This window comes from Legionella cherrii (genome assembly GCF_900635815.1).
Taxonomy (GTDB): domain Bacteria; phylum Pseudomonadota; class Gammaproteobacteria; order Legionellales; family Legionellaceae; genus Legionella; species Legionella cherrii.
In genome coordinates, this window is sequence record NZ_LR134173.1 from 2138744 (window position 1) to 2165270 (window position 26527).

The following is a 26527-nucleotide window of genomic DNA, read 5'->3' on the forward strand; positions in this document are numbered from 1 at the left end:
TACAAGGGGTATGGCATCTAGCCCCAGTTTGGTGTTTCTTTTTTTAAAAATGCATTGAGTCCTTGTTGTCCTTCAGCAGATACTCTTTTCTGAGCTATCAATGAAGCAGTGTAATGAACAAGTTCTTCATTTATTTTTTGATTTGCTACGTAACGTGCTAGCTGTTTTGAAGCCCTTACCGCCTCTGGTGCATTGTTACTGATTTGATTTGCATAGCTGAGTGTGAACTCCAACAATTTTTCTTCGGGAACACAGTGTTGTACTAGATTTAATGACAATGCTTTAGACGCATCAAAGACTTCCGCACTTATAAACAGTGCTTTTGCACTACGTTCGCCTATGGCTTGAACAACATAGGGGCTTATGACTGCGGGTATCAGGCCTAATTTAACTTCGGAAAAGCAAAAACGTGCAGATTGAGATGCTATCGTTATGTCACATGCTGCGGCAAGACCCGCTCCTCCCCCAAAAGCGGAGCCATGTACCATGGCTAAAGTAGGTTTAGGGCACGTATTTAAAGTGTACATTAGATTCCCGAGGACCATGGCATCCTTTTGATTTTCTTCTTCGCTGTAAAGAGCCATGTTTTGCATCCACGCTAAATCAGCACCTGCAGAAAAATGTTTGCCATTGGCTTTGAGTACTATAACGCGCACATTAGAATCAGCAATTGCAGCATTAAGCTGATGTTGCATTTCACTTAAGAGCAGATTATCAAACGCATTATGTTTACTCACTCGATTTAGCGTAATTAAACCCAAGTGTTCCTGTATTTCATACAACAAATCACTCACGTGGTGCCCTCCTTACATACGAAATACGCCAAAGCGTGTTGGTTCAATAGGGGCATTTAAGGCTGCTGATAGGCCCAGTCCTAATATTTTACGTGTATCTTGCGGAGCGATAACCCCGTCATCCCATAATCGAGCACTCGCATAATAAGGATTTCCCTGAGTTTCATATTGAGAACGCAACTGCTCTTTAAAACGCTCTTCGTCTTCCACAGGCCAGTTATTTCCTTGTTTTGCCAATTTATCCCGATTTACTTGTGCTAAAACATTAGCAGCCTGTTCGCCACCCATTACCGAAATGCGTGAGTTAGGCCACGACCATAGAAAATTAGGGTTATAAGCGCGCCCGCACATCGCATAGTTTCCTGCGCCAAAGCTTCCGCCAACAATGACGGTAAATTTAGGAACATGAGCATTAGCAACGGCAGTTACCATCTTGGCGCCATGCTTGGCAATACCAGATGCTTCATATTTTGAACCCACCATAAAGCCAGTGATGTTTTGTAGGAATATCAATGGGATTTTGCGTTGGCAACACAGCTCAATAAAGTGAGTCCCTTTGAGCGCGCTTTCACTAAATAGAATGCCGTTATTGGCAATAATTCCTACGGGATAGCCATACAAGTGGGCGAAGCCACAAACTAATGTCGTACCAAAAAGTGCTTTAAATTCATCAAATTCAGAGCCATCAACAATGCGTGCAATGATTTCACGAATATCAAAAGGTTTTCTGGGATCAGCAGGAACTATGCCGTTAAGTTCTTTACTGTCATAGAGGGGTTCTATCGTTTCTATCCGTTTTAACTGTTGCGGTTTTTTACGGTTTAAATTGGCTATGGCAATCCGTGCTAAATGGAGTGCATGCGCATCATGTTCCGCATAGTGATCGGCGACCCCCGAATGCCTGCAATGGACTTCTGCACCACCTAGTTCTTCGGCACTAATGACTTCACCCGTTGCTGCTTTGACAAGAGGTGGGCCACCAAGAAAAATTGTGGCTTGATTTTTGACCATAATGGACTCATCAGCCATGGCAGGTACATAAGCTCCTCCAGCAGTACAAGAGCCCATAACTACTGCTATTTGCGGGATGTTTTGTGCCGACATTTGTGCTTGATTAAAAAATATCCGACCAAAATGATCCCGGTCAGGAAAGACTTCATCCTGATGAGGTAAGTAAGCGCCTCCTGAATCAACCAAATAAACGCAGGGTAAATGATTGATTTGTGCAATTTCTTGTGCCCTGAGGTGTTTTTTGACGGTTAATGGATAGTAAGTACCGCCTTTTACCGTAGCGTCATTCACAACAATAATGCATTCAGTGCCTGCGATCCATCCAATTCCAGTGATAATTCCTGCGGCAGGAACGACATCATCATACACTTGGTAGGCTGCAAGTTGGGAGAGTTCAAGAAAAGGACTCCCAGGATCTAGTAATTGTTGTAGTCGTTCTCTTGGGAGTAATTTACCGTGTTTTAAATGTCGGGCACGCGCTTTCTCATCACCACCTAAAGCAATTTGCTGAATTCGATTGTGTAGCTCATCCACCAAAGCTTGCATGGCTGTTTGGTTTGCTTTGAACTCTTGACTGCCTGTATTAATTTGACTGATTAATTTTGCCATGCTGAATTCCTTATCGTACCAAAATATCACTTAAAACGATGATTGTCCAAATAACCCATGTAATCGCAATAAAGTGTGGCATGTCGCCACCTTTTATCAGTCTATAAATGAGTGCTGGAATGGCGGTAATAATTAATGGTAACAAGACAAGAACTAAAATTTTGCGAATCACAAGACCCCAACCCGTTTGGCTGAATATGGGCGTTAATTTCAAATTAACGTATGTGAAAAACATATCAACATAGACAATAACGAGATGAGCGTATTTGGCAAATAATACTACCAAAATACTGAGTAACAGGTAGATAAGACTGTGTCGTAGCATGTACATCCTTTTTATATCAAATCCCCAGCTACCTATGTGGAACTGGGGAGAATTTGTTTTTTTAACCTTCAATACGTTCACCAAATCACATTTGACTCAACCTGCGTTCAAATCTGACTTTTCTTCGCCTAAGGCATTTAAAATGTGGTGAACAGTACCTTGTTCTTAAATTAATTCAATCGCCATTGCCGTTGCTTCGCCACCACCAATACACAATGATGCGACACCACGTTTTTTTCCTTGATGTTTCAAAGCATGTATTAATGTAACTAAGATACGAGCGCCAGATGCACCAATAGGGTGGCCTAAGGCACAAGCTCCGCCGTGAATATTCACTTGCTCTGGATTTAATTCAAGTTGAGTCATGGCTGCCATGGTAACTACTGCAAAGGCTTCATTAATCTCATAAAGATCGACATCATTTTGTTTCCAAGATGCTTTATTCATCACTTTGCGAATGGCATCTACGGGTGCTGTGGTAAACCACTCAGGTGCTTGGGAATGACTGGCATGAGCAACAATACGGGCAATAGGTCTAATGCCGCGTTTTTCTGCTTGTCCTGCACTCATTAAAATGAGACTTGCTGCGCCATCAGAAATGGAACTTGAATTGGCTGCAGTAACAGTTCCATCTGCTTTAAAAGCGGGTTTTAACTGAGCAATTTTTGCCAGTTTTGCAGCATCAGGACCTTCATCAACAGTTACCGTAATATCACCTTTGCGAGAGCTGATTGTTACTGGGGCAATTTCCTCTTTAAAAGCACCTTTTTCTATTGCCTGCAGGGCTCTGCTCATCGAACGAATAGCGAATTCATCTTGTTGCTCTCTGCTAAAATGAAAATGACTTGCAGTAGCTTCTGCAAAAACACCCATTAATTTTCCTTTATCGTAGGCATCCTCTAATCCATCAAGGAACATATGATCTTTTAATTCACCGTGTCCAAGTCGATATCCAGAGCGTGCTTTGCTCAATAGATAAGGTGCATTGCTCATGCTTTCCATACCACTAGCAAGGATAATATTTGCAGTTCCAGCTCGAATTAAGTCATGAGCGAGCATTACTGCTTTCATTCCTGAACCGCACATTTTATTTACAGTCGTAGCACCAGAAGAATTGGGCAATCCTGCCTTAATCGCCGCTTGTCGCGCTGGAGCTTGACCAATTCCGGCTGATAAAACACAACCAGAAATTACTTCATCGATTTCTGCTGGACTAATACCTGCTTGGGATAAAGCTGCTTCGTGTGCAATTGCCCCTAACTCTGGAGCTGAAAGTGAAGATAAATTTCCTAACATGGCTCCCATAGGCGTTCTTTTCGCTGCAACGATTACTATTTCATTCTGTTCCATTTTCATTCTTCCTTATGCTGTTTCTTTAAAAAGTTCTCGTCCAATAAGCATTCTTCTGATTTCAGAAGTACCGGCCCCTATTTCATAGAGTTTTGCATCACGTAGTAAACGTCCTGTAGGATACTCATTGATATATCCATTACCACCAAGGATTTGAATTGCTTGTAATGCCATTTGTGTTGCTCTTTCAGCCGTATATAAAATAACACTTGCCGCATCTTTACGACTGACTATACCTTGATCACAAGCACGGGCAATCGCATACAAGTACGCTCTTGAAGCGCCTAGATCAGTATACATATCTGCTAATTTGCCTTGGATGAATTGAAATTCACCTATAGGTTGTTCAAATTGTTTGCGTTCATGTACATAAGGTAAAACAACATCCATACAGGCTTGCATGATTCCTACGGGACCTGCAGCCAGAATGGTCCGTTCATAATCAAGGCCACTCATTAATACTTTAACACCTCGATTCACTTCACCCAAAATCTGTTCAGCAGGAACTTCGCACTGTTCAAATACCAATTCACAGGTATTTGAGCCACGCATTCCTAGTTTGTCGAGTTTTTGAGCGGTTTTGAAGCCAGGCATTCCTTTTTCAATCAGAAATGCGGTGATCCCTTTACTTGCAGCCTGTTTATCCGTCTTGGCATAAACTACTAACACATCGGCATCAGGTCCATTGGTGATCCACATTTTTGTGCCGTTGAGAATATATTTATTGCCTTCTGGACGAGCATGTAATTGCATGCTGACTACATCAGAGCCTGAATTCGACTCACTCATAGCCAGAGCACCAACATATTCTCCACTAATAAGTTTAGGCAGATATTTTTGTTTTTGCGAATGATTACCATTTAAATAGATTTGGTTGACGCATAAATTGGAGTGTGCACCGTAACTCAGACCTATTGAAGCTGATGCGCGAGAGATTTCTTCCATGGCAATGGCATGCGCAAGATAGCCCATATTAGCGCCACCATATTCTTCGCTGACGGTAATTCCTAATAATCCCATATCACCTAATTTTCTCCATAAATGATTAGGAAAGGTATTGTTTTCGTCAATTTCAGCAGCGAGTGGCGCAATTTCGGCACGAGCAAATTGATGAACACTGTCGCGCAACATATCGTAAGTTTCACCGAGTTGATAGTTCGGTCCTGTGTACATAGATGACTTCCTGTTGTTGTAGCTACTTATTGATAAGGGTTTTGCAAACGCTTTATTTCACATCTCTTAATCATTGAGTAGTCTGTTGAATTTTACAAATGTGTTAAACTATACCCAATCAAGTTGAAGATGAAAATAGAATTTCTCAGATCTTTTTTCTTATTGGAAAAGTTGAAGAAATGATTTGAGGTATCCACTTAAATTGTTTTTTATACAATAGGCTCTCAAAAGATTGAGCGGCATAATTTAAGTAAATGTAGAGAAAATAGTGAAAGGTTGTTTCTTTTATTATCGGGTTTATTGTGCAAGTAGTGATTTTAAATGTTCCTTTACCTGATTTAAAAAATCGCCTAATCTTAAGCCAAAGGAAAACTACCGAATATTAAGGAGGTAGTTACAGCCAAAGTGTCAGCGTTCAGATTTATTATTTAGGAGAGTCATTCATGCGTAAATTAGTACTCTGGGGACATAGTGTTGAGGAGTATCGTGAGATGTTTGATTTGTCTCAAGAGGACATGAATTCCAGGATTTTAGAATATGGATGTGGTCCGAGTGCAGTAAACGCCCAACAATTTCAAGAAGCACATCAAGCCGTAAGCTGCGACCCTTTATTCGTTTTGGATAAAGATACTTTATCCTCTAAAGCGATTATGATTTTTGCACAAATGGCTGATGAAGTGCGCAGAGAGCAAGATCAGTTCGATTTCAGTCGCAGCGGAAGCTTAGAGCAATTGCTTGAGCATCGAAAAAATGGAATGAAAACGTTTTTTGCAGATTACGAACAAGGCAAGGCTGAAGGACGATATTATGGCGCAGCAGACTATCATTTACCTTATCCTGATTTTTCTTTTGATTTTGCATTAAGCGCGAATTATTTATTTGCTGATTTGGAAGATCAAACTGTTGCATTTCATTTAAATGTAATTCGTGAATTAGCCAGAGTAGCTAAAGAAGTACGAATTTTTCCTTTAAATGATATGGATGGAAAAACTTCTGAATTCTTAGGTCCAGTATTGTTGGAATTGCAAAAACAGGGTTATGGTGTGGAAATTAGACAAGTAGATTATCATTTGCATAAATCTGAAAACGCAATGCTACGGGTCTGGGCACAGAAATGTGATATTTAATTGATGTAGTCTGGGTGAAAAGTATCCACTGTTATTAAAAAACGTTTTTTGCCTCCGTTCAACGGCGTGTCCGTGGGATTCAGTGATAGCGAGTAATTCTTAGATCCCGTGGGCAAGCCGCTGGACGTAGAGGATAAGTATAATCCAGGAATTCAAGGTTTTTGTATGTATTCAATGTTACGCCCTTTGCTTTTTAGTATGTCTCCTGAACGTGCTCATGCTTTTAGTTTATCTGCTTTACATTATCTGCCTCGTTTTTGTTTTAAAAAGGCAGAATCAAAACCCATAGAAGCTTTGGGATTGCAATTTCCACATGTTGTTGGTTTGGCAGCAGGTTTGGATAAAAATGGCGAGCATTTGGATGCATTGGCCAAATTGGGTTTTTCTTTTATTGAATTAGGAACAGTGACACCAAGACCACAAGTTGGTAATCCCAAGCCGCGATTATTTCGTTTGCCAGAAGCTCATGCGATTATTAACCGCATGGGTTTTAATAATCTAGGTGTAGATGCTTTGGTGGGCCATGTAAAGAAAGCACGTTATAAGGGAATTTTAGGGATTAATATAGGTAAAAATAAAGATACGCCATTAGAACATGCTGCAGAGGATTACATCCATTGTTTGGAGAAAGTATATGAGTATGCTTCCTATGTAACCATCAATATTTCCTCGCCCAATACTCCTGATTTACGCCAATTACAGCAGAAAGAATATTTTGCCAATTTGTTATCGCAAATACAGACGGAACAAATTAAATTATCCAACAAATTTCAGCGCCATGTGCCTTTAGTCGTTAAAATATCACCTGATGAAGATTTAGAAACATTAAAACAAATGACTGAAGTGATTTTGAGTTATGGTATCGAAGGGATTATTGCGACGAATACGACCTGCTCTCGCAAGGGGGTAGACCATTTACCTTATGCTGAGGAAACTGGGGGATTAAGTGGTGAACCTTTATGGGACTTATCAACCCAATGTTTGCGTTTGCTGAAACAGTATGTAGGTGACGCCATAACCTTGATTGGGGTAGGTGGGATTGACAGTTGTCACAAGGCTCAGGCTAAGTTGGATGCAGGGGCCTCTCTAATCCAGGTGTACACTGGTCTGATTTATCGAGGTCCAGGTTTGGTATATGAACTATCCAAAGGATTGCTATAAGAATCAGACAACTTTTAATAGTTTCGTTAAGGGTTTTGCCCTCACTCAGATACTGATTTTGATAGGAATAATATGAGATGAAATGTATTACTAAAAATCTGGCAGCACAGATGGAGTCTTGCATCAAGCAAACCCATATGGAGGTAACCAAAGAGTATCCACAAGGACGAGTTTTGGAGGTCAATGGAGGCGCTGCCTGTTTTTCAGGGTTTGATTCGTATTTATCGCAGGTAGTCGGATGGGGTTTTGCTACAAAATTGGACCATTTTCAGAATGAAATTGAACGCATCGAACGTTTTTACAGAACCTTGAATCATAAGCGTGTAGATATCGAGTTGTGTCCTTTTGTGGGAAATGATCTCACCCTATTTTTAAGTCAACGTGGCTACCGTATCAGTGAATTAAATAACGTATCGTTATTGGATTTAAAGTCATTTCAGCCTGTTGATTATGCTGCAGAGAATTTGACTATCAGAGAAATAAAGCCAGATGAAAAGGAGCAATGGGCCAAAAAAATAGCTTTAGGCTTTGATGCGCCTGAAGCTGAAGATCAATTTTTTCGTTATGCTCAATCTAAAGGAGTCAGTACCTTCGCTGTTTACGATAATGAGGTGATTGTTGCAGGAGCTACAATTGCCATGCATGGGGACTTTTGTGATTTAGGTGTTACCAGCACTTTGCCTGCCTATCGAGGAAGAGGATTACAAAAAAAATTATTAATGGCCCGCTTAAATAGGGCAAAACAACGTGGGTTATCTTGGGCGACAGTCACTACTGAACCGGGAAGTGTTTCAGATTGTAATGTGCAAAAAATAGGTTTTCATTGTGCGTATACTCGAATTAAGATGACTTTAGAGTGACGGTTAACGGACCATAATGTAGCCAGGGTGCGGCGGAAACTGCCCTTAAAAATCCACTCTTCCACTCGAGAGAGAGGGGGAGAGGGGCCACAAGCTATTATCAATACCCTGATCAGCCCTAACGGGCACCTTTTCCCATGTGGAGAAGGGAATACCAGTAAGATTATGGGTTCGCAATCCTTGCATGAAGGAACATTAGCACTTCCAACTAATAACAGTTACAATAACTCACTTTTCGATTGAACCATTGAGTGATGAAAAAGAGACTCTCAGTTAAGACCAGCATTTTATACAAACGTTTGTTAGCTTATGTGAAACCGTTCTGGCCCATATTGGCATTAGGTATTTTCGCCAACATCGTGTATTCCCTGATTGATGCTGGATTCACGTACATGATGCGGCCTTTTTTTGATAAAAGTTTTATTAGTGTTGATATGGATTTTATCAAGAAAATTCCTTATATCGTTTTAATAGGGATTACTTTGAGGGGGCTTGTCAGTTCACTGGGAAGTTATTGCATGACTTGGGTTGCCCGCTCTGTAGTTAAAGTATTAAGAGAAAAAGTTTTTAATCATATTTTGCATTTACCTGCTGATTTTTATGATGAGGCAACCTCTGGGCAAATGCTTTCTAAAATTCTTTATGATGTTGAGCAGGTAGCACAGGTTAGCGCCGATGCTTTAACCGATATTGTTCAAAATACCTGTTTAATTATTGGTTTTCTTACCGTCATGATGGTGATCTGCTGGCAATTGTCACTGATGTTTCTGTTAACCATCCCTTTTGTTGGCTTTATTGTGAACTACACTAATAAACGTGTTAGACGAATCAGTCATAAAGTGCAAAAAACTATGGGCGAAGTGACGGAAATCGCGAGTGAAGCCATTGAAGGTTATAAAGTAGTTCGTATTTTTGGAGGTATTACTTATGAATCTGGAAAATTTAGTAATGCGATAGAACGCTCCCGTCAAAATGATATGAAAGTGGCTGCGAGCAAGGCACTGAATGTCTCTGGCGTACAAATTGTCATTGCTATAGGCATTGCAGCAATCATTGCAGCCGCAATTCAATTGTCTACAGTAGTCATTATTTCTGCTGGATCTTTTTTAGCAATTATTGCTGCAATGATACAGCTAATCAAACCCATGAAAACCTTAACTACGTTGAATGCTGTAATACAAAAAGGTTTAGCCGGCGCAGAAAGTGTGTTCCATTTGCTGGATCTGCCCATAGAGCAAGAGCAAGGTAACGTTTTGTCACAAAGAGCACGTGGTGATCTTGAGTTTAAACAGGTATCTTATGCATACAGGCAAGGAGAAAATGTATTACATAACGTGAGCTTTACTGTTGAAGCCGGTAAAACGGTTGCATTGGTGGGGCATTCAGGAAGTGGTAAAACAACTATAGCCAGTTTATTACCTCGTTTTTATGAAGTGACTCAAGGTGTTATCACGCTAGATGATACACCGATTAATGAAATAAGTTTAAGCAGTTTACGTCAACAAATGGCTTTGGTGAGTCAAAATGTAACACTTTTTAATGATACTTTAGCTAATAATATTGCATATGGCCGTTCGGATGTTAGTCGTGAACAAATCATACAAGCCGCCAAAATGGCTTTTGCCGATGAATTTATCAGTCGTTTACCACAAGGTTATGACACGCGTGTTGGAGAGAATGGGGTATTACTTTCTGGTGGCCAGCGACAAAGGATAGCGATTGCACGGGCTATATTGAAAGATGCGCCTATTTTAATTCTTGATGAAGCAACCTCTGCTTTGGATAGCGAGTCAGAACGATACATACAGATTGCTTTGGAAGAAGTCATGAAAAATCGTACGACTTTAGTTATTGCGCATCGTTTATCAACTATTAAACATGCAGATAAAATTATAGTGATGCAAAATGGATGCATCGTGGAGCAGGGTACTCACCAGGAGTTACTTGATTTACAAGGGTACTATGCACAACTTCAGGGAATACAACACTCAGATACAGTTCAAGAGGTTGCAATAGTTTGATGCCTTTCTTCCTTGAGAAATTATGGTATGGTGATCACCCGATGCAATGGGTATTACGGCCATTCTCTTGGGTGTATTCGTTTTTCGCTTCAGTCAGACGCTCTTTTTTGCAACGTTTTAGTCAGTTTGATTGCCCAGTTCCACTAATTGTAGTCGGAAATATAACGGTTGGGGGAGTGGGTAAGACCCCATTGGTTATCGAATTGGCCAAGCGATTACAACAAAAAGGATTAAGAGTAGGTATCGTAAGCCGTGGTTATGGCGCGAAACACAAACATTTTCCTTATGAAGTACAGGTTAATGATTCTGCACTGAAGGTTGGAGATGAGCCCTTACTGTTAGCACAAAAAACCAAATGCCCTGTAGTGATTGCCCCTAAACGTACTGATGCGGTTCGTTATCTTTTGGAAAAACATCAAAGTCAAATTATTATTAGTGATGATGGACTACAGCATTACCGTATGGGACGAGCTATAGAAATAGCGGTTATTGATGGAACTCGGGGGTTAGGTAATGGTTTTTGTTTGCCAGCAGGGCCGTTAAGAGAACCTGCTACGCGCTTAGATCAGGTTGATTTTATTATAGTGAATGAAGGTAAGTGGAATAATGCGTATTCCATGGTATTAAGACCCGGAAAAATAAAGAAATTAAGTACGGATGAGGAAATTGATCCCCATGCATTAAATGGTAAATGGGAAGCGATTGCTGCGATAGGTAATCCTCAACGTTTTTATTCCACTTTGCTGCAATTAGGGATAGAATTCGATACCTGTTCTTATCCTGATCATTATCAGTTTAAGCCAGATGATTTGAATTATTGCAAATCACTTATTATTATGACGGAAAAAGATGCAGTGAAATGTCGATCTTTTAGTTCGGACACAATGCATTATTTGCCCGTAGACGCTGTATTGGATGATGCTTTTTGGGATGCATTGTGGTTACATCAACAGTTAAAAGGTTATTGCTGATTATGTTTGCTTGGATTCGCTGTTTTTTATTTTTAATCATATTCCCCATAAGTACTGGAGTGCTTGCGGCTGAAATAAAATCAGAAGCGCAGCAACAGGTACAACTCATAGATCCTAATGTAGGAAGTTGGACTTTTTCCGGCATGGTAAAGAATGAAAGTGGTGATAAATACGGATATTTTTTTGAAATGCAGCGTCAAGGTACAGAATTTCATACTCAAGCTGCTTTAATCGATGAAGAAACCAATAAGCTGGTATTTTTTTACGAAAATAAAGAAAAAATAGAGCAATCAACACCACTTGATTGGCATGTTGGTTATTCTTTTATCCGCTATAATCCCATCAATGACAGCTGGATCTTTGGCGTTAAAGCAGCAGATAAAAAAGGTTTTAATTTTAAAGTGGACATGTTAAAGCAAGCAAACAACAATGAAACCTTAGTCCTTCGACCAGGAGTAAAATTTCAAGTGTTACAGACTAGTCAGCTCAATGGACATATCCGTATTGATGATAAAGAGCAATTTGTTACCGGAAATAAAGCATGGTTTGGTAAATTGGTATTAAATGATGATCAAAAAGACACTCATGAAATCAGTACTACGTTTTGTCGTTTAAATGATGATAACGGATTTTACTCGGCAAATCTTAAGGAAAAAGATGCGACCAGTGCCGCAGTTGCCGGTTGGCTAGATCCTTTAGGCAATAAAGTAAAAATGTCTCAATTTATTTCACTAAAACCTTTAGATAATGATCAGTGCATGTTAAAGATTGGCTTGCCTAAGCTGAGCTTAAAATTGATTAATACCTTAAAGGGTAATGATCCATCATCACATACTGTGGCAGGTTTTTCTAAAGACAGTCGGGCTGGCTTTTGTTTTATGACTCAGCAATCATTTTTAAAAAATTCTGAGCTCACCAACAAGAATGTTAAGTTAACTGCTTGATTGAGTATATTTTGTAGCCTGGGTACTGCGCGGCGGAGCCCAGGATTAAGAAGTTTATTCAAATAATTAGAAACCAGGGTTCTCCTGCGCTGCCAATCCAGGCTACACAAATACCCAATTTATCACAGAGTAAGAGTGGTAATATCCTCTGTCGTTAAAGATCTTTGTTTTAAAGTTGAGGTTGTTGTTGCTTGTAACAAAGTTGGTTCTGGTTCTTTGGTATTAGCCTTTTTATCCATCAAGTTTTGTAATTTTTTCTCCACCTCGGGATCAAAATCCAGTTCAGGATGAGCTCTATTTTTCAGAGGTTCTTGATCTACGAGTGTTCCACCTAATGCTCCGCGCATCATTTTGTACGAATTAGGTTCTGTTAGGTGAGGATCTAATTTCGCTTCCAATCTTCGAGCATAATCAGGATCCCAAAGCCACATAGCATCTGCCAGGGCAGGAATACACATGTTTGGTTTGCCATTTGCCCACCAACCTAAATCAGCCATTGCTTCACGTAAACAGTCACCATCATCGTTCTGTTCAACAAGTGCATAACGTAATATGGAGATAAGCGCTGTTTTGGGCTCTTCATAATTAATAGAAAATTCATTACACCAACTGAAAGGTCCAAATGTAAGCTCTGCTAATTTTTCATGATATTTTTGATTAAAGATGTTACATAATAGTTTGGCGGTTTGCTCTGGTGGCGCTGATATTTTATATTGGCCAAGACCTTCCTTACTTTTATAATATTCCGACATCAACAAGGCATGCATGGTTGCAGTTGGATGCACATCATCCCAAAACATGTGTTGGTAACCCGGAGCAACTCCTCCAGGAATTATTGGAATATTATTCTTTTTTGCATAATCTAAATAAGGTTCTTTTAAACAACTTTTATTAAAGTATTGACTATATCCTAAACCACCATCATCACGGACATCGTTGTAAATTTTAGTAAAAACACTTTTGATGTCAAAAAGATCAATCGAGCAATTGGGATAACGTTCCTTTAACTTTTCTAGCTTCTTTTCTAATTCCGTATTAAATGCAATTGATACAGTTTGAGCGTTATTACGCTCATCAACTGATTTATTTTGATAGCGTGGTGTTAAGGACAAATCGGGTAAATTACACAAAACAAAATTTGTATAGCCTTTGTTGATTAACCTCTCGATATTATCTATGTTGCTTTGAGCAGCCAATTTTGCTGCCTCTTCGGTTGGCTCTGAATTAACCGTAATTAAATCGTTAGCACCAGAAAATACTGTAATAAGGGTCTTCTTTTTTTGCTCTTCAGATACTGCTTCCTCATTCTCACTGTCTTGCAAGAATTGATCTACCTGATTCGATAGGTTGGATACAATTAAGCGGGTAAAGAAAAGCTTTATTGAAGTTATAGGAGACAGAAGTGAAAGAAACAAGTCATTCCAGCTGTAATCATATGATGTTGAGCCGCCTTGGCTGTAGTTTCTGTAGAAGTTCTGGCCATTATATTGAGCCACACGGCCATCATCCAGTGAATAATATTCTTGGACGTAATCGTGATAACGAGAGTCTGTTATTAATTGGTCAGCAACATCATCAGAAGACTCTTGTAGCTTGGTTTTTGGTCGTCCTTTTTTAATAGGATTAGCACCCAGAGCAGTTTTTTTGTCCTGACTTGAGACGGGATTGGATTTCGGAGAATTTTCTGGCTTAGCACCGAACAGATGGCCCTCTTCTCTGGCTTCCACACGCTTTTTGCGTCGCACCTCGTTTATTTCTGCTCTAACTTCCTTCTTAGTGTATTGTCTTTTGTGTGGCCAGGAAAAACCATCTTGATGGTCTTGATCTTCGCCTAACCGAGAAAGAATATCATCACTGATGTCGGCATTATTTAAGTTAAACTTCCCAAAAGGATCTTTTTTTATTCGATCTTCGTTGAGAAATTTACTGATGACCATTGATTTAATCGCATCAGCCCAAGTATAGCCATTAGTGAATCGCTCTTTAGGTGACTCAGATAGTCCTGTTATCTTTAGCCATAACTTTTTTGCCAATGGTCCGAGAAAAGTAGCCTTTTCCCCCATGTTTTTACCGTCAGAAAGACTATCGCCAAAGATGACAAAGTAATTTATTTCCTTTTGAGGTTTGGAAATAGTAATGCTTTTAGGTTCCTTTTTAGACTCTGCCATATAAAATAACCACATGCTGACCAAATATTGTTATTTTATCTATAAATAATTAAGGCTTTATTAAATTTAAATATATCGAATGTTTAATATTTAAACATGTGGTGGGCATAAATAGATAAACTTGGCTACATCTCTTTCTCTGGAAGAAATTGGGATAAAGCACTGGCAATAACTAATGCAGCCGGAATGATTAAAAGAGTTAATTGATAATCCGCTAAAACATGAAGGTTCGTAGTACCCTTGGAATAATCCAGCAAATAACCTACTAATGGCTGGAGCAGAGGAGCCGAGGCCATTGCCAAGGTATTGGTGAAGCCTGTACACGCAGAGAGCGATTCTTCTGGCGCCAGTTCATTCGCAATAGTAAATGCGAGCATATAAGCGCCACAACACAGTCCAATTGCAAACAACAAGATGCCTGTTAAGAATATATTATGTATGGGTAAGTAAAGAGTAAGAATGAATAAAATGGCAGTGGATAAGCATGAAATATGGATTAATGGTTTGCGTTTAGTCAGATGGATGGAGAGCCATCCGTATAGAGGACAGCTTAAACCAGCCCCTAATAAGATCATTGATGTGAGAATACTGGCTGTCTCTATAGAACAATCTAATTTTAACTGGAGGAAAGGAACCGCCCACATAGCAGCAAATACAGTGATTACCGAAAATTCCAAACCTACAAACAATCCATTAATCCATACCAATTTGTTTTTCAGCATGAGTAGCAAATGTTTTTTATATTGATGATGATTGGTGATAACCGGCTTGTTACTGGGAATGAAATTTGCGCATAAAAAAGCAATTAAAAGGCCGATGACACCTGCGCCAGCAAGAAAATAATGCCAGCTAATGTGGGTTATTTGTGAGCCCATGCCAATCATGCTAATCACCGTCACAGTAAAACCTAGAGTTTCTGTGAGGCCTATCATAAATGCGTATTGTTTTAGTGGATAATGTTGGCGCAATACTCGAGTCATGCCAACAAAAGCAAAGGAAGAGCCACCACCAATAATTAAGCGGCCAAGAAATAATATAAATAAGTTGTATCCCGTAGAAAATAAAAAGCAGCCCAAGGCACATAATAGAGCGTTTAAAGACAATAAAGTTCGGGTGTTGTAGCGATCAAAAAGAAGGCCAACGGGAATTTGCATAGTAGTATAGACATAATAAAAGGCACTGCTTAATAGACCCACAGTGAATGCGCTTAATTGTTGCTCATGCATTATAGCGCCAATAATAATTCCCGAAGAGAGTTGCAAGAAAAATTGGAATAATAGAAAGAATACGCTGACTAACCATATGATGGTTCTTTTGGAGCTATATGAATGTGTTGAGGCTAATAAATTCATTGATTCAATTTCGAGAAAAGGCGGAATATATAGCATCGTGGGGAAAGTGTAAATTCATTTTAAAAAATGCGTTCATTAATGCTGAATGTAACCTGGGCCAGCGCAGTGTCACTGCCATTAGGTTAAGAACGATGACCTTCCTCTAGTGGGAGAGGGGCAGGGGTGAGGGCATCTCTCATCCGCCCTGACGCTGTGCTTCACCGCGGCTACATGTTACAAATACAGCCAAGCATTGATGGTCTCTAAGGGAAATGTGTGATAGGCACACCAACGTTGAATCATATCTTTATCTAATGTTGAGGGTATTCCATGTACTCCGCAAGTCAGTTTTTCTTTCAAAAAGTTTAAAGCAACCAGATTATGGATATAAAATTCGGGATCAATATACTTTATAGGCGTAGGGTCACTAAGTACAAAATTAACAGGCATTTTATGGTTTAAGACTTCATCATCACTAAATTGAGGGCCAAATTCATCATAAACCCCTAAATTGGCAAGTATCTTGCCACTAAACCAGTAGTGAGGATAATTATTCATAATCGCTTTTTTTCCGGTCGCAGTAATCACAACATTCGCGTCGATTAATGCACGTTCCAGCTCGCTGAAGTCTAGTGGATCGAGCGCTTTGATACCTAAGTTTTGAGCCAGATTTCTTTGTTTTTCGTCAGGATCTACAACTACAACAGGAACATTATTATGAGTACAGAAATAGGCAAGCCCACGACCAATCTTGCCAAAGCCAAAAATAACCCATGATGTTTCTGCTGGATTAATTCCTGTTAATTGACTCAGAGCCATATGGCTGCTTTCCGCGCATCCAAAAACTGTTTCCAATTGTTTTGTCAGTGAGCGATCAATACTAATCACTGGAAAATCAAGCACTTGTTGGCTATAGAGTTGATCTCCTGAGCCGGTTAATTCGATTGCTCCAATTTGGGGTTTTCCAAGAAATTGATACAGTTGGGCACCACAATCAAAATAAAGATCAAAAATTTCCCCAGCAAGGGTATGCGGATCCTCAACATAACGAATTTTTGCTTCATTTAAACAAGAGATTGCTTGCGGTTGTGCATAACAAAAATCTGAAGGATTGGTTACTGTTATATCCGCACCTGCTTCAACTAAACAGGCTATTTTTAATAAGGTATTCATCACCAAGGGAACATGGTGGACTACTCTTAATCCAGCTAAAGGACGTGTATTACTCCATTCAGTGAGTTGTTGGTGCATAAAGGGAGCTTCTGTTTGAGGATATTTTTGAAAGAGTATTTTAAAAGCGTCCTGCATCATGTTTTGAAAATTAGTAGAGAATAGCCAATCCTAACATAATTTATTAATGTAGAAATATTTTTAAAGATAAAAATAGACTTGCCATATAGCCTCTATGCCTTGTAGCCCGGATTACGCTGAGATAATCTGGGCTAAAGGACTAAAAAAATGCTACAAGGACAATTTATTTTTCTCAGTAGAGGAGTGGTCATCACCGAGCCAGCTTTCAATCCATTGCAAAAATCGAGATATTAAATCGGCTTTTGGGGGTTGGAAAAAAGACAGAGGCTGCAATGTCCTTTGGTGATTACGTATTTGTCCTAAATAGCTCAACTCGTCTTTAAACAAGCTCCTTGTATCCGTTTGCTCATCTGTATTAATTTTTTGATTGAGTGAATCAATCCAGTTATCTAATTGAGATAAGTCGTTCTGTGAGAAGGAATAGGATTTTTTAATTCGTGCTTTGAGTTGTTCTTGAGCAGTATATTCATCTTTAAATTTGAGTTGGTCTACCAAATCTTTTTTTAATTGTGTTCCATTCTCATTTGTTAAAATAGCATATTCTAAAAGATATAACTCTTGTTCGGTTTGCGCCGATGCAATTAAATTCTTGTAATGTAGGGCACGAGTTTGTCCACGATAATAATCGAAAAAATAAGAAAAAAAGCTTAAATTTTTATCGCGATTTTTCAGGTAATAATCTAAGGCTTTGGCGCATTGCGTTCTCAAAGCATGGAAATTAGGAGCTTCTCCTTTCTTGTGTTGTTGATTTTGGTTTGTTTCAGAAGGATTTAACTGTTGCTGCATTCCACCACCTTGAGGTTCACCCCCTAGTTTTTGGGAAGTATTTTTTTTCTCTATGGGTTGTGGCGAGCCAGGTATGATTTTTGAAGGAGCTCGATGAGCCTGAGTTTCATGGGCTAAGTTCGATTCTTCAATCACTGCAGTGGGTAGCACTTCTTCCTTTGTTGGTCGTGGCAAATACTGCTGAATTTCTGGGAGAACAAAATGTGCAGGCAAGTTCGTTACTTCCAAAGCATGCTGGAGTGACTGGGCTGTAGTTTTGAATTCTCTTTGAGTCGCCTCACTTTGTTCTAAAAGTGGTCTTTTAAATTGTCTGAGTAAACAATAAAGCTTGAATTCCAATAGGCAAACCTCTTTAAATCGAGGATTTTCTATTAATTTTTCCAACAGATTAGCATGGCTTTCTTCGAGATAATCGGGAGCAATATCTTGTCCTGCCATGATGATTTTTATTTGTGCCAGATGATTCACTATTTCAGTGGATTCAATGGCTTTATCAAGATCAACGTTTTTCTCTTGAATGACCTTTTGACATTCTTCGAATATCTTGCCAAGTTCCTCAAGTGCTCGCTTGAGTGGCAAATGATTAAATGTATAACGGTAAATTTGATTATTTAAATCAAGCTGTTTTTGCAGCATATGAAGCTCAATTTCTTCAAGTGCTTTTTGAATTACCTCTCGATGCGGGATTGCCAATTGAGCAAGTACTTGAGGATTTGTGCTTTCCAGGAGTTGAAACAACTGAGGGCGAACGTCTGTTTTATCATAATGAGCTTTGAGATTTTCAATATATGCTTTAATGATATCCATCCCGTGTTCTTGTATCGGTTGTTGCAGCTCGGCATCCAGATCACTTAATTTTTGCTTCTCAATAAGATTTGCTAGGGCTGCCCATTCCTCTTGTTTTAGAGCTTCAGTTACTAATTTTTTGTAGCCATATTTTTTTTCAAATAAAGGGGCGATGCCTTTAAAGAGTACTGGATCTTTTAAGAGGTCTAGAATACTTTTATCGGGATCAGTTGGGAGGTCACTTTGAATAAATAGGCTTTTAAATACAGCTTCATTTTTCTCTTTAACAGCTCGTTTTAAAGGACTTAAATAGTCCGGACTTGTAAACAATTTTGTATTCTGGAATGAAGGATCTTGTTCCGGATTTTTAATAGAGCTCAATAAGGAGGCTTTAGGGTTTGGTATGTTGGCTTTTAAAAATAATTGATATAGTCTACCGAACCCTTGGGCATAAACTTTTTCAAACAAAGCAGAAGCGGATTGATCACCAGCTAATTGCTGGACAGCATGTTGTTGTTCACTTGTACTTAGGATAATTTCCCGGGCAAGCAGCTGGTTGGCTATTTTTCCTTGTTTTTGTTCGCAACTAAAAAGGAATAATTCCTTAAAATCCAGTCCGAAATTAAGGTCGGATTCAATAAATGGTTCTAAAACAGCATCATTGCCTTTTTCTATCGCCTGTTTCAGTAACTCCAAAAGAGGCTGCTTTAATTGGGTTTTGGGAGTTATCCTGCCTTGATTCAAAAATCGAGTGACTAAATTTTTATTATTAGTGACTAACGCAGAAGTAAAAATTTGCTCCGTTAGTTCTGGGGCAAGCACAACGGTTTCTTTATCCAATAAGGAATCTAATGCGATTAATATATTATTTTGTGCCAGCAGAGGTATAAGTTTTGGATTTTCCTTTAACTTGGGAAAGAGTTGCAGCAGCAATTTAATTCCGATTTCATTTTTATCCAGAATTAACTCATTAATGAATTCTTCAAGTTCTGACTCTTCCCATGTTGCTTTGTTACCTAATGACTTAGCTAGATTAAAAAGCTTATTTTTGAAAAAGCTTTTAACTAATTTTCTTTGCTCTTGGGGGGCTAATTTTTCTAATGTAAGCGTATCAGCTGGGATTTTGGGTACTACTCTATTAATTTTAACCAGTTTTCCAGGGCTTGTAGTTGAATTATGGAGGTAGTCATTAAAAAGTTGAGGTTGTTGTTGGGCGCATGTCGTGATTACTGGTGCGATACTCCAATTTAAACTGCTCTCCAAAATGAGTTGTTTTATCTTAGGGCTTGCTTTTGCTAGACATTTTTCAATAATTGAGTAGTCATCATAGTCATAACATAACGTGAATAGTTCTCTTATGTCTTGGGTCTGATGCAGCACGTTGTAATTTAACTGAACCAATGTCGATAAAATGGATAAGTCTTCTTCTTGTAATCCTTTGGCATAGAGAAACTCCAGGGTTTCTGGCTCGAGATGGCTTTTCTTCGCTTCCAGTTTTTCTTGAAGAAAAACACTCATTTCCTTATTACCGTTCAATAGAGCAAGGGTAAGTGCGCTTTTAATCGTTTCGACAGGAATATTATCTTGCCATGCATTTTTTACATGCTCATTTTTCCTCAGGAAAATCAGGGTATGAAGTAGCGTTATGGAGCCAAGAGCAGTGTTTAAATCCATCAAATGGTATTCATGAGCATCAATGTTGTTCCAAAGTGTGGGCTGATTTGCCTGTTCGGCCCACGCACGTGCGTACGTTTCAAAAATGGTTAAATCATTACGCTCCATGCACAAGGTAAACAAATCTGGATGGTGAATATCTACAGTAAAACCATGATCGAGAAGTTTTTTCAAAGTGACCGCATCAATATTTTGGACGAGCTCTTTATTCAATATGGAAGGAAATGATTTGGGATCAATGCTTGCTGTTGTTAACTGAGGAATCAACAAATTCAAAACATGATGTTGGTTGACGATAGCAGCGTATTGGATTTGTTTGACGATTTGTTCTGCTGATAACTTATTTAGAAATTGATTTATTTGAACCGATTCTGCTTCTTGCGTCACAAAAGTTAGGAGTTGCAGATGATTACAAACGGTTTGATTTTTAGGCTCTTGAGACAGATTTAATTGATCAAATACGTTCAATAAATAACGGTGATCCGTTTCCTTTTTCATTAACAAAACGTGCTCTTTCACTTGGGCGTCGAGAAATAGCTGCAGTTGGTCTTTTAAAGCACGTTGATCTTCGGTTGTCGTGTATGTCTTTAGATAATGTTCAAGGAGCTTTTTCGCTTCTTTATGATTTCCAAAATATAAATTGCAAAGAATTCCTTTCAAAATAGCTTGTCTTAGTAACGGCGACTTAGGCTGTTGCATTAAAAGATCATTGAACTCGGGACGGAAATATTCTTTGGATAATTTGTCGTAGTCGATTTTATTTTGATTAAATAAATGCTTGAGTGTAACGACATCTCCTGCCATAGCGGCAAAGAAAATTGAACCGCTATCGGTCTGACTTGAGAAGGCAATTTGATGTAATTCATCATGTGAGGGGTAGTGCTCAGGTAGTGCGTTGGGATGGGCAAATGTACGTATTATGAGACCAAAAGAGTCTTCTTTATATTCAAAGCAGTCTTTGATTTCTTTGATTAATTCATTAATTGACTCAAACTCTTTTATTTTTCTATTGTAGTTTGGATCGTAGACAACGAATTTTCCGTTTTCAAAAGATAAGGCAATTGCATGATTATGACTGTAAATTAAATAAGTTCGATTCTCACGACCAATTTTTTTGAATAGTTCTTCCCATTGCGCTGTAGTTGTTGTAAGGCCTAAATTAAATTCATTTCTTAAGGGCTTATTGCCAATATTCAAGATTTTTTCGATATCACATTGCAGGATTTCATAACTACTGTATTCCTCGATACGGAATGTTTTTTCAATTTTGATAATGAAACTATCAATTGCAGGGTCATCACCAATGCGATAAGTACTCGGGAGGGTCGCTAATTTGTCGAGCAAAGCAAAAAATACGGTTTGTTTATTTTGTAAAGTATATTGGACGTATAAAGCAGCAAGTGCGGCACAAATTCCTTTTTTGTTCAGTATGATAGAAATATTTTTCTTTTGCTTTAGGCAAACGTTAACTGCGCTAATAATTTTGCCTTGGTTTGGCATCGGTGTACCCTCTCTATTTTAAATTTTTGACATTATAAGTGACATGTTAATTTGATACAATGCACAATGTATAAATATTATGCATTAAGGGGTAGTTAAGAATTTAAGTAAAGGAAATATAAAACATATTATGTTTCTAAAATGATTTCTTTTGCAGGTGGTCTTAAATTGTAATTGGAACTCATGCAGTGCCCATAGGCTCCGGCATTGGCAATTAAAATGATGTCTCCTTCTTGAGTGGTAGGTAATATGCGGTCATATCCCAGTGTATCACCTGATTCACAGATCGGACCTACAATGTGTGCCACTCCGGATTGATCTGAATATAACCGACTTAAGTTAACGATTTCATGATATGCCCCATATAATGAAGGCCTAATTAATGAATTCATTCCCGTTTCAATTCCTATAAATTGTACTTCTCCTTTTTCTTTACATTGAGTGACCTTAGCCAAAATGATGCCACTTTCTGCCACAAAAAAACGCCCAGGTTCCATCCAGAATCGCAAATGAGGGTAGTTTGATTTGATTGCGAGTAATCTTGAATCAAGTTTTTTGAGGTCTAAAGGTTTTTGTCCCGATTTTTCAACGATTCCCAAACCACCGCCTAAATTAATGAACTGAACCTCAGGGAATTGCTTAAGAAATGAGGTGAGTACTAAAGCAGTTTGTTCCCAAAGTTCTGGAGTAAGAATCCCACTGCCTGAATGGGAGTGCAGACCAATGACATGAATGTTATTTTCCTGGGTTACAATTTTTAGTTGTTCTATATCATTTTGAGCAATACCAAACTTTGATTCATTGCCTCCGGTCACGACATGTTTGTGATGGCCCGCGCCAACACCTGGGTCAATGCGGACTATGATCTTGCCATTTTTAAATAACTCAGGCCAATTCCTTAGAGGGTACAAATTGTCTATCGTTACATAACATCCTAAGTTCATCGCAATTTTATATTCCCTCTTTGGGGCAAAATTTGGAGTAAATAAAATTCGCTTTTTATCGATGTGAGGAAATAGATGATGTATGTGATTTAATTCCTGGATGGAAACGCATTCAAAGCCAATACCTTCTTTTTCTAATGTCTTTAAAATTGATGGATGAGGATTGGCCTTGATTGCATAAAATAGTGTGTCGATTGCTTGTAGAGCCAATAATTTTCGTGCCTGGGATTTTTGTGTGGGGCAGTGATAAACATAACAGGGCGAATGAGCCTCTGCAAGGGCGAGTAAATGTGCGCGTTCTTGTTCCCACCAAGGTATAGCTCGAGTAACTGGTTTTTCCTTTTTTTGGGGGTGGAACACTTTTTCCAATTGAATGATAAAATTATCCAAAATTGGATTATCCCCAATCAGATAATCCTTAGGTATAGCGCTTAATTGAGCCAATGCCTCAAAAAATTGTTCCGTTTTATTTTCTAGAGCATAGTATTCATAGAGGTTGGCAAGCCCTGCATAAACAGCTGAATTATCTAATTTAAAATCCTTATTGGATTTTTGTTTGAGACATAAAGTGAGCGCATCAATAATTGGGTTGTGTTTGGACATTATGAGCTCATGATTCCATTTTTGTCATATGAAATTATAATGTACAGTTCGATTTAATTCAATTCACCATGAATTTGGTTTCGTATTACTCACTATGATGTATTAAATTTATGCTTGCAATTTTATTGGCACTCAAATAGGCTGTATTGAAAAATCATTATCATAAGGAGTTGATATGTCACAATCTAAAATCAATATGGATGATGCTGGAAAGACAGGCGCATTACTGGCAATTGGGAATACCATTTTAGCGCCGCTGTATTGGCTTGATGCAAAGTTCGGTCTGACTGCAGCCATTGTGGCAACCGGCGCTTTTTTATATGGTGCGCACGAGATAGGCAAAAAAAGAAGAACAGTTGAAAATGGAGTAAATAATATGAATTCTTTTTTTGGTGGTAAAACTGGTGATAAAAGTACAGAGGTGCAAAATGCTCTGGCAAATATTGCCGTTGGAGGGGCTGCGATATTTGATGAAATTATGCCTAGTGATAAAAGTCATCGCCCTTAATGGGTACGTTTTCAAATTATGTATCAAGGAAGTGTAGTATGCCTAGAGATCAAGTAAATCCTGAAAAAACGCTCAAGACTGGTGCATTAATCAGTTTTGGAAATTTATTTATGTCCCCTTTTTATGCCAGATTAGGTCCATTTGCCTCATTGACGCTAACCGCCGCAGCATTATTTGGATTGCATGAGATTGGCAGAAGCAAACAAGCAGGGAATGGTTTTCTAGGCTTTTTTTCTAACAAGCCTCATCCTAATGTCTCTGATGTAAATACCGCGATGAAACATGTAGTGGAAGGTGGTGCAACGGTATTTGATCAAATTTTTTCTCCTGGGAGTGGGAGCAAATAAAGGCTGTAGTCTGATGCAGATCAGCGAAACCTGTGATCTCATTGCCCTTCACTTATAAAAGCTCCTCCCTAGGTTATTCCGAGCATAGCGGGGGAGCTCCTCGTTGCGACATTCCTGCAGCTCGATCCTTCGGTGTGCTCGGGATGATGGGAATACGGGGGCAGGGAAGTTTCTTTATGACTCCAATTGATGAATCTTAACTAACATACCTATTTGAGCATTATCTAAATAATACACAACATTCTCTTTAAGGCGTTGTTTTTGTGAAATAGTAAAGGACGATTGTGGATTATTGGGCGGTGATACTTGGAACTTTGCATCAAAAAAATAATAACTCGCTTGCTTCACATTTAAAGTCCCTTGCATTTGCCAGCCGTTATGTTCAACCAGCGGAAAAGCGACACTACTTTGATTATTTGCAGGTTGCCTCCATGAATAATGGGCTAGGACTTGATAGTGAGATTTACGAGTTAGTAAATAGTATTCATCACGCAAGCTTGAAGAAGATGGGGGTAACAATCGGTAAGGTTTTCCTGATTTGTCTGTATCGGTCTTCAAGGATATGGCGTTTGCACCCATTGGAATGAGTGGCGCGTCGATAGCTAGGCCAGTGTTTTGATTTGGGTGTGCAAAGAGGATCAAATCAATTTGATAGGGAGATTTGGCTAAGGCCAGACAGGAATACAGAATACTTATTGTTATTATTATTAATCGTTCCATGGCTAATTTATTTTTATTGTTATTGATGTAACATCGTAGTTTAGGTGCAGAATAATTTCCCTTTTCCCTATTCGCGAAGAAGGCGCCCGCCAGGGCGGATGAGGACAGGATTGTGGTTCATGAGCCCTCATAACCCCTCTCCCAATTAGGAGAGGGGATTCTCAATTAAATTGCTTTGCTGCATCTAGACTACTATGAATCCTATTTTAGTTGAGCAAGTATACCCTCTCTGGAAGAATTCACTCAACAACAATTTTAGGAAACTTGTCTGCGTAATTAATTGGTTTTTTGGCCAATTCAATTGCGCTCTTCATTGCTGTTTTAATCAATGTATCCGTTAACTCATCGCGGACTTTAGTTGCAGTGGGAGTGCCTTCGTCACAGTTTTGTCTTATGCGTCCATCTAAAGGAAGTTGTCCTAGAAGTGTCGTGTGGTGTGCAGTACAAAGTGTTTCTGCACCGCCTGCGCCAAAAATTGATTCTTGATGTCCGCATTGGCTGCAGATATGAGTGGACATATTTTCTATGATACCAAGAACATCAATCCCTGTTTTAGAAAACATATGTATTGCTTTTTGTGCATCGAGTGTTGCTACGTTTTGCGGGGTAGTCACTACTATCGCTGCAGTCAATGGGATTTTTTGTACCAAAGTCAGTTGGATATCACCAGTACCAGGTGGTAAATCAATCAATAAATAATCTAAATTATCCCAAAGGGTAATATCCAGCATTTGGATTAGGGATTTGGCAAGCATAGGACCTCGCCAGATTATTGCTTGTTCACTGTCTGTTAGATAGCCAATAGACATGCTCTCTATTCCATGGGCTTTTGCAGGAAGATAATGTTCGCCACTCACTTGCACCGGTTCTGTTTCGCCGAGCATTAAAGGCATACTAGGGCCATAGATGTCTGCATCCAAAATGCCTACCCGCGCACCTAACCGAGCTAATGCAGTTGCTAAGTTAACGGTTATAGTAGATTTCCCGACTCCTCCTTTTCCGGACGCTATAGCAATAGTATTTTTTACTCCACGTAAGCCTTTGCCTACGAGTTGCGTTTTGTGAGGTTTAATCCATTGATTGATATGAATTACTATCTCTTGATTAGGAAATGCTGATTGTAAGGCTGCAAGAAATAGGGGCTTGTAATTTTCTTCAAGCAAATTACAAGGAAAGCCTGCGGTAAGATTGACGAGCAACTGATTGTCAGCCATTTCAAGGCTAAATTGTAAGTTCATTTCCTTACCTGTGAGGCCGAGAAACGGATCTTTTAGAGTATTTAGTAAGTGAATTACAGTATTTTCAGTGGTCATGGCTTAACCTTGAATGGAAAAGAGGAATGATAACGCAGAGGTGGGGCTGTTTACAATTCTACTCTCTTGGCCAAAATGGCGTGATTTTTTGCGCTCCGATACTACATACTTCGTGTATGCCGCGTTTCGGTGTTCTAAAATCACACCATTTGGACTCAATCCAGCGAATTGTAACAGACCCCAGGAGAAA

General features: G+C 39.0%; 19 protein-coding genes and 1 pseudogene. 8 read left to right on the forward strand and 12 right to left on the reverse strand.

Annotation, left to right across the window (positions count from 1 at the left end; all coding sequences use genetic code 11):
* Positions 1-17 precede the first annotated feature (17 nt).
* The 5 genes from EL022_RS09025 to EL022_RS09045 all read right to left on the reverse strand — a co-directional run bounded on the left by EL022_RS09025 (position 18) and on the right by EL022_RS09045 (position 5262).
* Entirely contained in the window at positions 18-794 is a 777-nt protein-coding gene (locus EL022_RS09025) for an enoyl-CoA hydratase-related protein (RefSeq protein WP_028381995.1), read from the reverse strand.
* Between the two features lie 12 nt (positions 795-806).
* Positions 807-2414 carry a carboxyl transferase domain-containing protein gene (locus tag EL022_RS09030; protein ID WP_028381994.1) on the reverse strand — a complete coding sequence of 536 codons (1608 nt, stop codon included), beginning with the start codon at positions 2412-2414 and terminating at the stop codon, positions 807-809.
* Between the two features lie 10 nt (positions 2415-2424).
* Positions 2425-2739, reverse strand: a complete 315-nt coding sequence (locus tag EL022_RS09035; RefSeq protein WP_028381993.1) for a hypothetical protein — start codon at positions 2737-2739, stop codon at positions 2425-2427.
* 165 nt (positions 2740-2904) lie between these two features.
* A complete protein-coding gene (locus tag EL022_RS09040; RefSeq protein WP_028381992.1) occupies positions 2905-4089 on the reverse strand; it encodes an acetyl-CoA C-acyltransferase in 1185 nt (394 codons plus the stop codon).
* Between the two features lie 12 nt (positions 4090-4101).
* Positions 4102-5262, reverse strand: a complete 1161-nt coding sequence (locus EL022_RS09045) for an isovaleryl-CoA dehydrogenase (RefSeq protein WP_028381991.1) — start codon at positions 5260-5262, stop codon at positions 4102-4104.
* A gap of 443 nt (positions 5263-5705) precedes the next feature.
* Here EL022_RS09045 and EL022_RS09050 point away from each other — a divergent pair, with 443 nt between their 5' ends.
* The 6 genes from EL022_RS09050 to EL022_RS09075 all read left to right on the forward strand — a co-directional run bounded on the left by EL022_RS09050 (position 5706) and on the right by EL022_RS09075 (position 12346).
* The gene (locus EL022_RS09050; protein WP_028381990.1) at positions 5706-6389 is read left to right on the forward strand and encodes a hypothetical protein; all 684 of its coding nucleotides are present in this window, start codon (positions 5706-5708) and stop codon (positions 6387-6389) included.
* Between the two features lie 165 nt (positions 6390-6554).
* Positions 6555-7550 (forward strand): quinone-dependent dihydroorotate dehydrogenase, encoded by a 996-nt coding sequence (locus EL022_RS09055; RefSeq protein ID WP_028381989.1) that lies wholly within the window; start codon positions 6555-6557, stop codon positions 7548-7550.
* A 77-nt stretch (positions 7551-7627) separates the two neighbouring features.
* Positions 7628-8410, forward strand: coding sequence for a GNAT family N-acetyltransferase (locus EL022_RS09060; protein ID WP_028381988.1), 783 nt, complete (start codon positions 7628-7630; stop codon positions 8408-8410).
* Positions 8411-8664: 254 nt separating this feature from the next.
* Positions 8665-10431: a lipid A export permease/ATP-binding protein MsbA gene (gene msbA / locus EL022_RS09065; RefSeq protein ID WP_028381987.1), complete on the forward strand. Its 1767-nt coding sequence runs from the start codon at positions 8665-8667 to the stop codon at positions 10429-10431.
* Positions 10431-11402, forward strand: a complete 972-nt coding sequence (gene lpxK / locus EL022_RS09070) for a tetraacyldisaccharide 4'-kinase (RefSeq protein ID WP_028381986.1) — start codon at positions 10431-10433, stop codon at positions 11400-11402. Before msbA ends, lpxK begins: the two co-directional genes overlap by 1 nt.
* 2 nt (positions 11403-11404) lie before the next feature.
* On the forward strand, positions 11405-12346 hold the full coding sequence (locus EL022_RS09075) for a hypothetical protein (protein ID WP_028381985.1): 942 nt from the start codon (positions 11405-11407) through the stop codon (positions 12344-12346).
* Between the two features lie 122 nt (positions 12347-12468).
* Here EL022_RS09075 and EL022_RS09080 read toward each other — a convergent pair whose 3' ends face one another.
* The 5 genes and pseudogenes from EL022_RS09080 to lysA form a co-directional block, all read right to left on the reverse strand.
* A complete protein-coding gene (locus tag EL022_RS09080) occupies positions 12469-14514 on the reverse strand; it encodes an SGNH/GDSL hydrolase family protein (RefSeq protein WP_028381984.1) in 2046 nt (681 codons plus the stop codon).
* 125 nt (positions 14515-14639) lie between these two features.
* Positions 14640-15740: an MFS transporter gene (locus EL022_RS09085; RefSeq protein ID WP_028381983.1), complete on the reverse strand. Its 1101-nt coding sequence runs from the start codon at positions 15738-15740 to the stop codon at positions 14640-14642.
* Between the two features lie 339 nt (positions 15741-16079).
* Positions 16080-17156, reverse strand: coding sequence for an NAD-binding protein (locus EL022_RS09090; protein WP_028381982.1), 1077 nt, complete (start codon positions 17154-17156; stop codon positions 16080-16082).
* A 150-nt stretch (positions 17157-17306) separates the two neighbouring features.
* Entirely contained in the window at positions 17307-21902 is a 4596-nt protein-coding gene (locus tag EL022_RS09095) for a hypothetical protein (protein ID WP_028381981.1), read from the reverse strand.
* A gap of 128 nt (positions 21903-22030) precedes the next feature.
* A pseudogene (lysA, locus tag EL022_RS09100) lies at positions 22031-23257 on the reverse strand (diaminopimelate decarboxylase); the annotation flags it as partial.
* Between the two features lie 367 nt (positions 23258-23624).
* Here lysA and EL022_RS09105 point away from each other — a divergent pair.
* Both EL022_RS09105 and EL022_RS09110 read left to right on the forward strand, forming a co-directional pair.
* Positions 23625-23957, forward strand: coding sequence for a hypothetical protein (locus EL022_RS09105; RefSeq protein ID WP_028381980.1), 333 nt, complete (start codon positions 23625-23627; stop codon positions 23955-23957).
* 38 nt (positions 23958-23995) lie between these two features.
* Positions 23996-24304, forward strand: coding sequence for a hypothetical protein (locus EL022_RS09110; protein ID WP_028381979.1), 309 nt, complete (start codon positions 23996-23998; stop codon positions 24302-24304).
* Positions 24305-24478: 174 nt separating this feature from the next.
* Here the strand turns inward: EL022_RS09110 and EL022_RS09115 are convergent, their stop codons facing one another.
* Both EL022_RS09115 and apbC read right to left on the reverse strand, forming a co-directional pair.
* The gene (locus tag EL022_RS09115) at positions 24479-25024 is read right to left on the reverse strand and encodes a CsiV family protein (RefSeq protein ID WP_028381978.1); all 546 of its coding nucleotides are present in this window, start codon (positions 25022-25024) and stop codon (positions 24479-24481) included.
* Between the two features lie 239 nt (positions 25025-25263).
* The gene (apbC, locus tag EL022_RS09120; protein WP_028381977.1) at positions 25264-26337 is read right to left on the reverse strand and encodes an iron-sulfur cluster carrier protein ApbC; all 1074 of its coding nucleotides are present in this window, start codon (positions 26335-26337) and stop codon (positions 25264-25266) included.
* Between the last annotated feature and the right edge of the window lie 190 nt (positions 26338-26527).

What these genes read in the sequence shown, in the direction of transcription:
- EL022_RS09080 (WP_028381984.1), bottom strand. Translation starts at nt 14,514, where the DNA reads ATGGCAGAGTCTAAAAAGGAACCTAAAAGCATTACTATTTCCAAACCT.
- msbA (WP_028381987.1), top strand. Translation starts at nt 8,665, where the DNA reads ATGAAAAAGAGACTCTCAGTTAAGACCAGCATTTTATACAAACGTTTG.
- EL022_RS09075 (WP_028381985.1), top strand. Translation starts at nt 11,405, where the DNA reads ATGTTTGCTTGGATTCGCTGTTTTTTATTTTTAATCATATTCCCCATA.
- EL022_RS09045 (WP_028381991.1), bottom strand. Translation starts at nt 5,262, where the DNA reads ATGTACACAGGACCGAACTATCAACTCGGTGAAACTTACGATATGTTG.
- EL022_RS09055 (WP_028381989.1), top strand. Translation starts at nt 6,555, where the DNA reads ATGTATTCAATGTTACGCCCTTTGCTTTTTAGTATGTCTCCTGAACGT.
- EL022_RS09085 (WP_028381983.1), bottom strand. Translation starts at nt 15,740, where the DNA reads ATGCATGAGCAACAATTAAGCGCATTCACTGTGGGTCTATTAAGCAGT.
- EL022_RS09090 (WP_028381982.1), bottom strand. Translation starts at nt 17,156, where the DNA reads ATGATGCAGGACGCTTTTAAAATACTCTTTCAAAAATATCCTCAAACA.
- EL022_RS09095 (WP_028381981.1), bottom strand. Translation starts at nt 21,902, where the DNA reads ATGCCAAACCAAGGCAAAATTATTAGCGCAGTTAACGTTTGCCTAAAG.
- EL022_RS09035 (WP_028381993.1), bottom strand. Translation starts at nt 2,739, where the DNA reads ATGCTACGACACAGTCTTATCTACCTGTTACTCAGTATTTTGGTAGTA.
- EL022_RS09050 (WP_028381990.1), top strand. Translation starts at nt 5,706, where the DNA reads ATGCGTAAATTAGTACTCTGGGGACATAGTGTTGAGGAGTATCGTGAG.
- apbC (WP_028381977.1), bottom strand. Translation starts at nt 26,337, where the DNA reads ATGACCACTGAAAATACTGTAATTCACTTACTAAATACTCTAAAAGAT.
- EL022_RS09060 (WP_028381988.1), top strand. Translation starts at nt 7,628, where the DNA reads ATGAAATGTATTACTAAAAATCTGGCAGCACAGATGGAGTCTTGCATC.
- lpxK (WP_028381986.1), top strand. Translation starts at nt 10,431, where the DNA reads ATGCCTTTCTTCCTTGAGAAATTATGGTATGGTGATCACCCGATGCAA.
- EL022_RS09115 (WP_028381978.1), bottom strand. Translation starts at nt 25,024, where the DNA reads ATGGAACGATTAATAATAATAACAATAAGTATTCTGTATTCCTGTCTG.
- EL022_RS09110 (WP_028381979.1), top strand. Translation starts at nt 23,996, where the DNA reads ATGCCTAGAGATCAAGTAAATCCTGAAAAAACGCTCAAGACTGGTGCA.
- EL022_RS09040 (WP_028381992.1), bottom strand. Translation starts at nt 4,089, where the DNA reads ATGGAACAGAATGAAATAGTAATCGTTGCAGCGAAAAGAACGCCTATG.
- EL022_RS09105 (WP_028381980.1), top strand. Translation starts at nt 23,625, where the DNA reads ATGTCACAATCTAAAATCAATATGGATGATGCTGGAAAGACAGGCGCA.
- EL022_RS09030 (WP_028381994.1), bottom strand. Translation starts at nt 2,414, where the DNA reads ATGGCAAAATTAATCAGTCAAATTAATACAGGCAGTCAAGAGTTCAAA.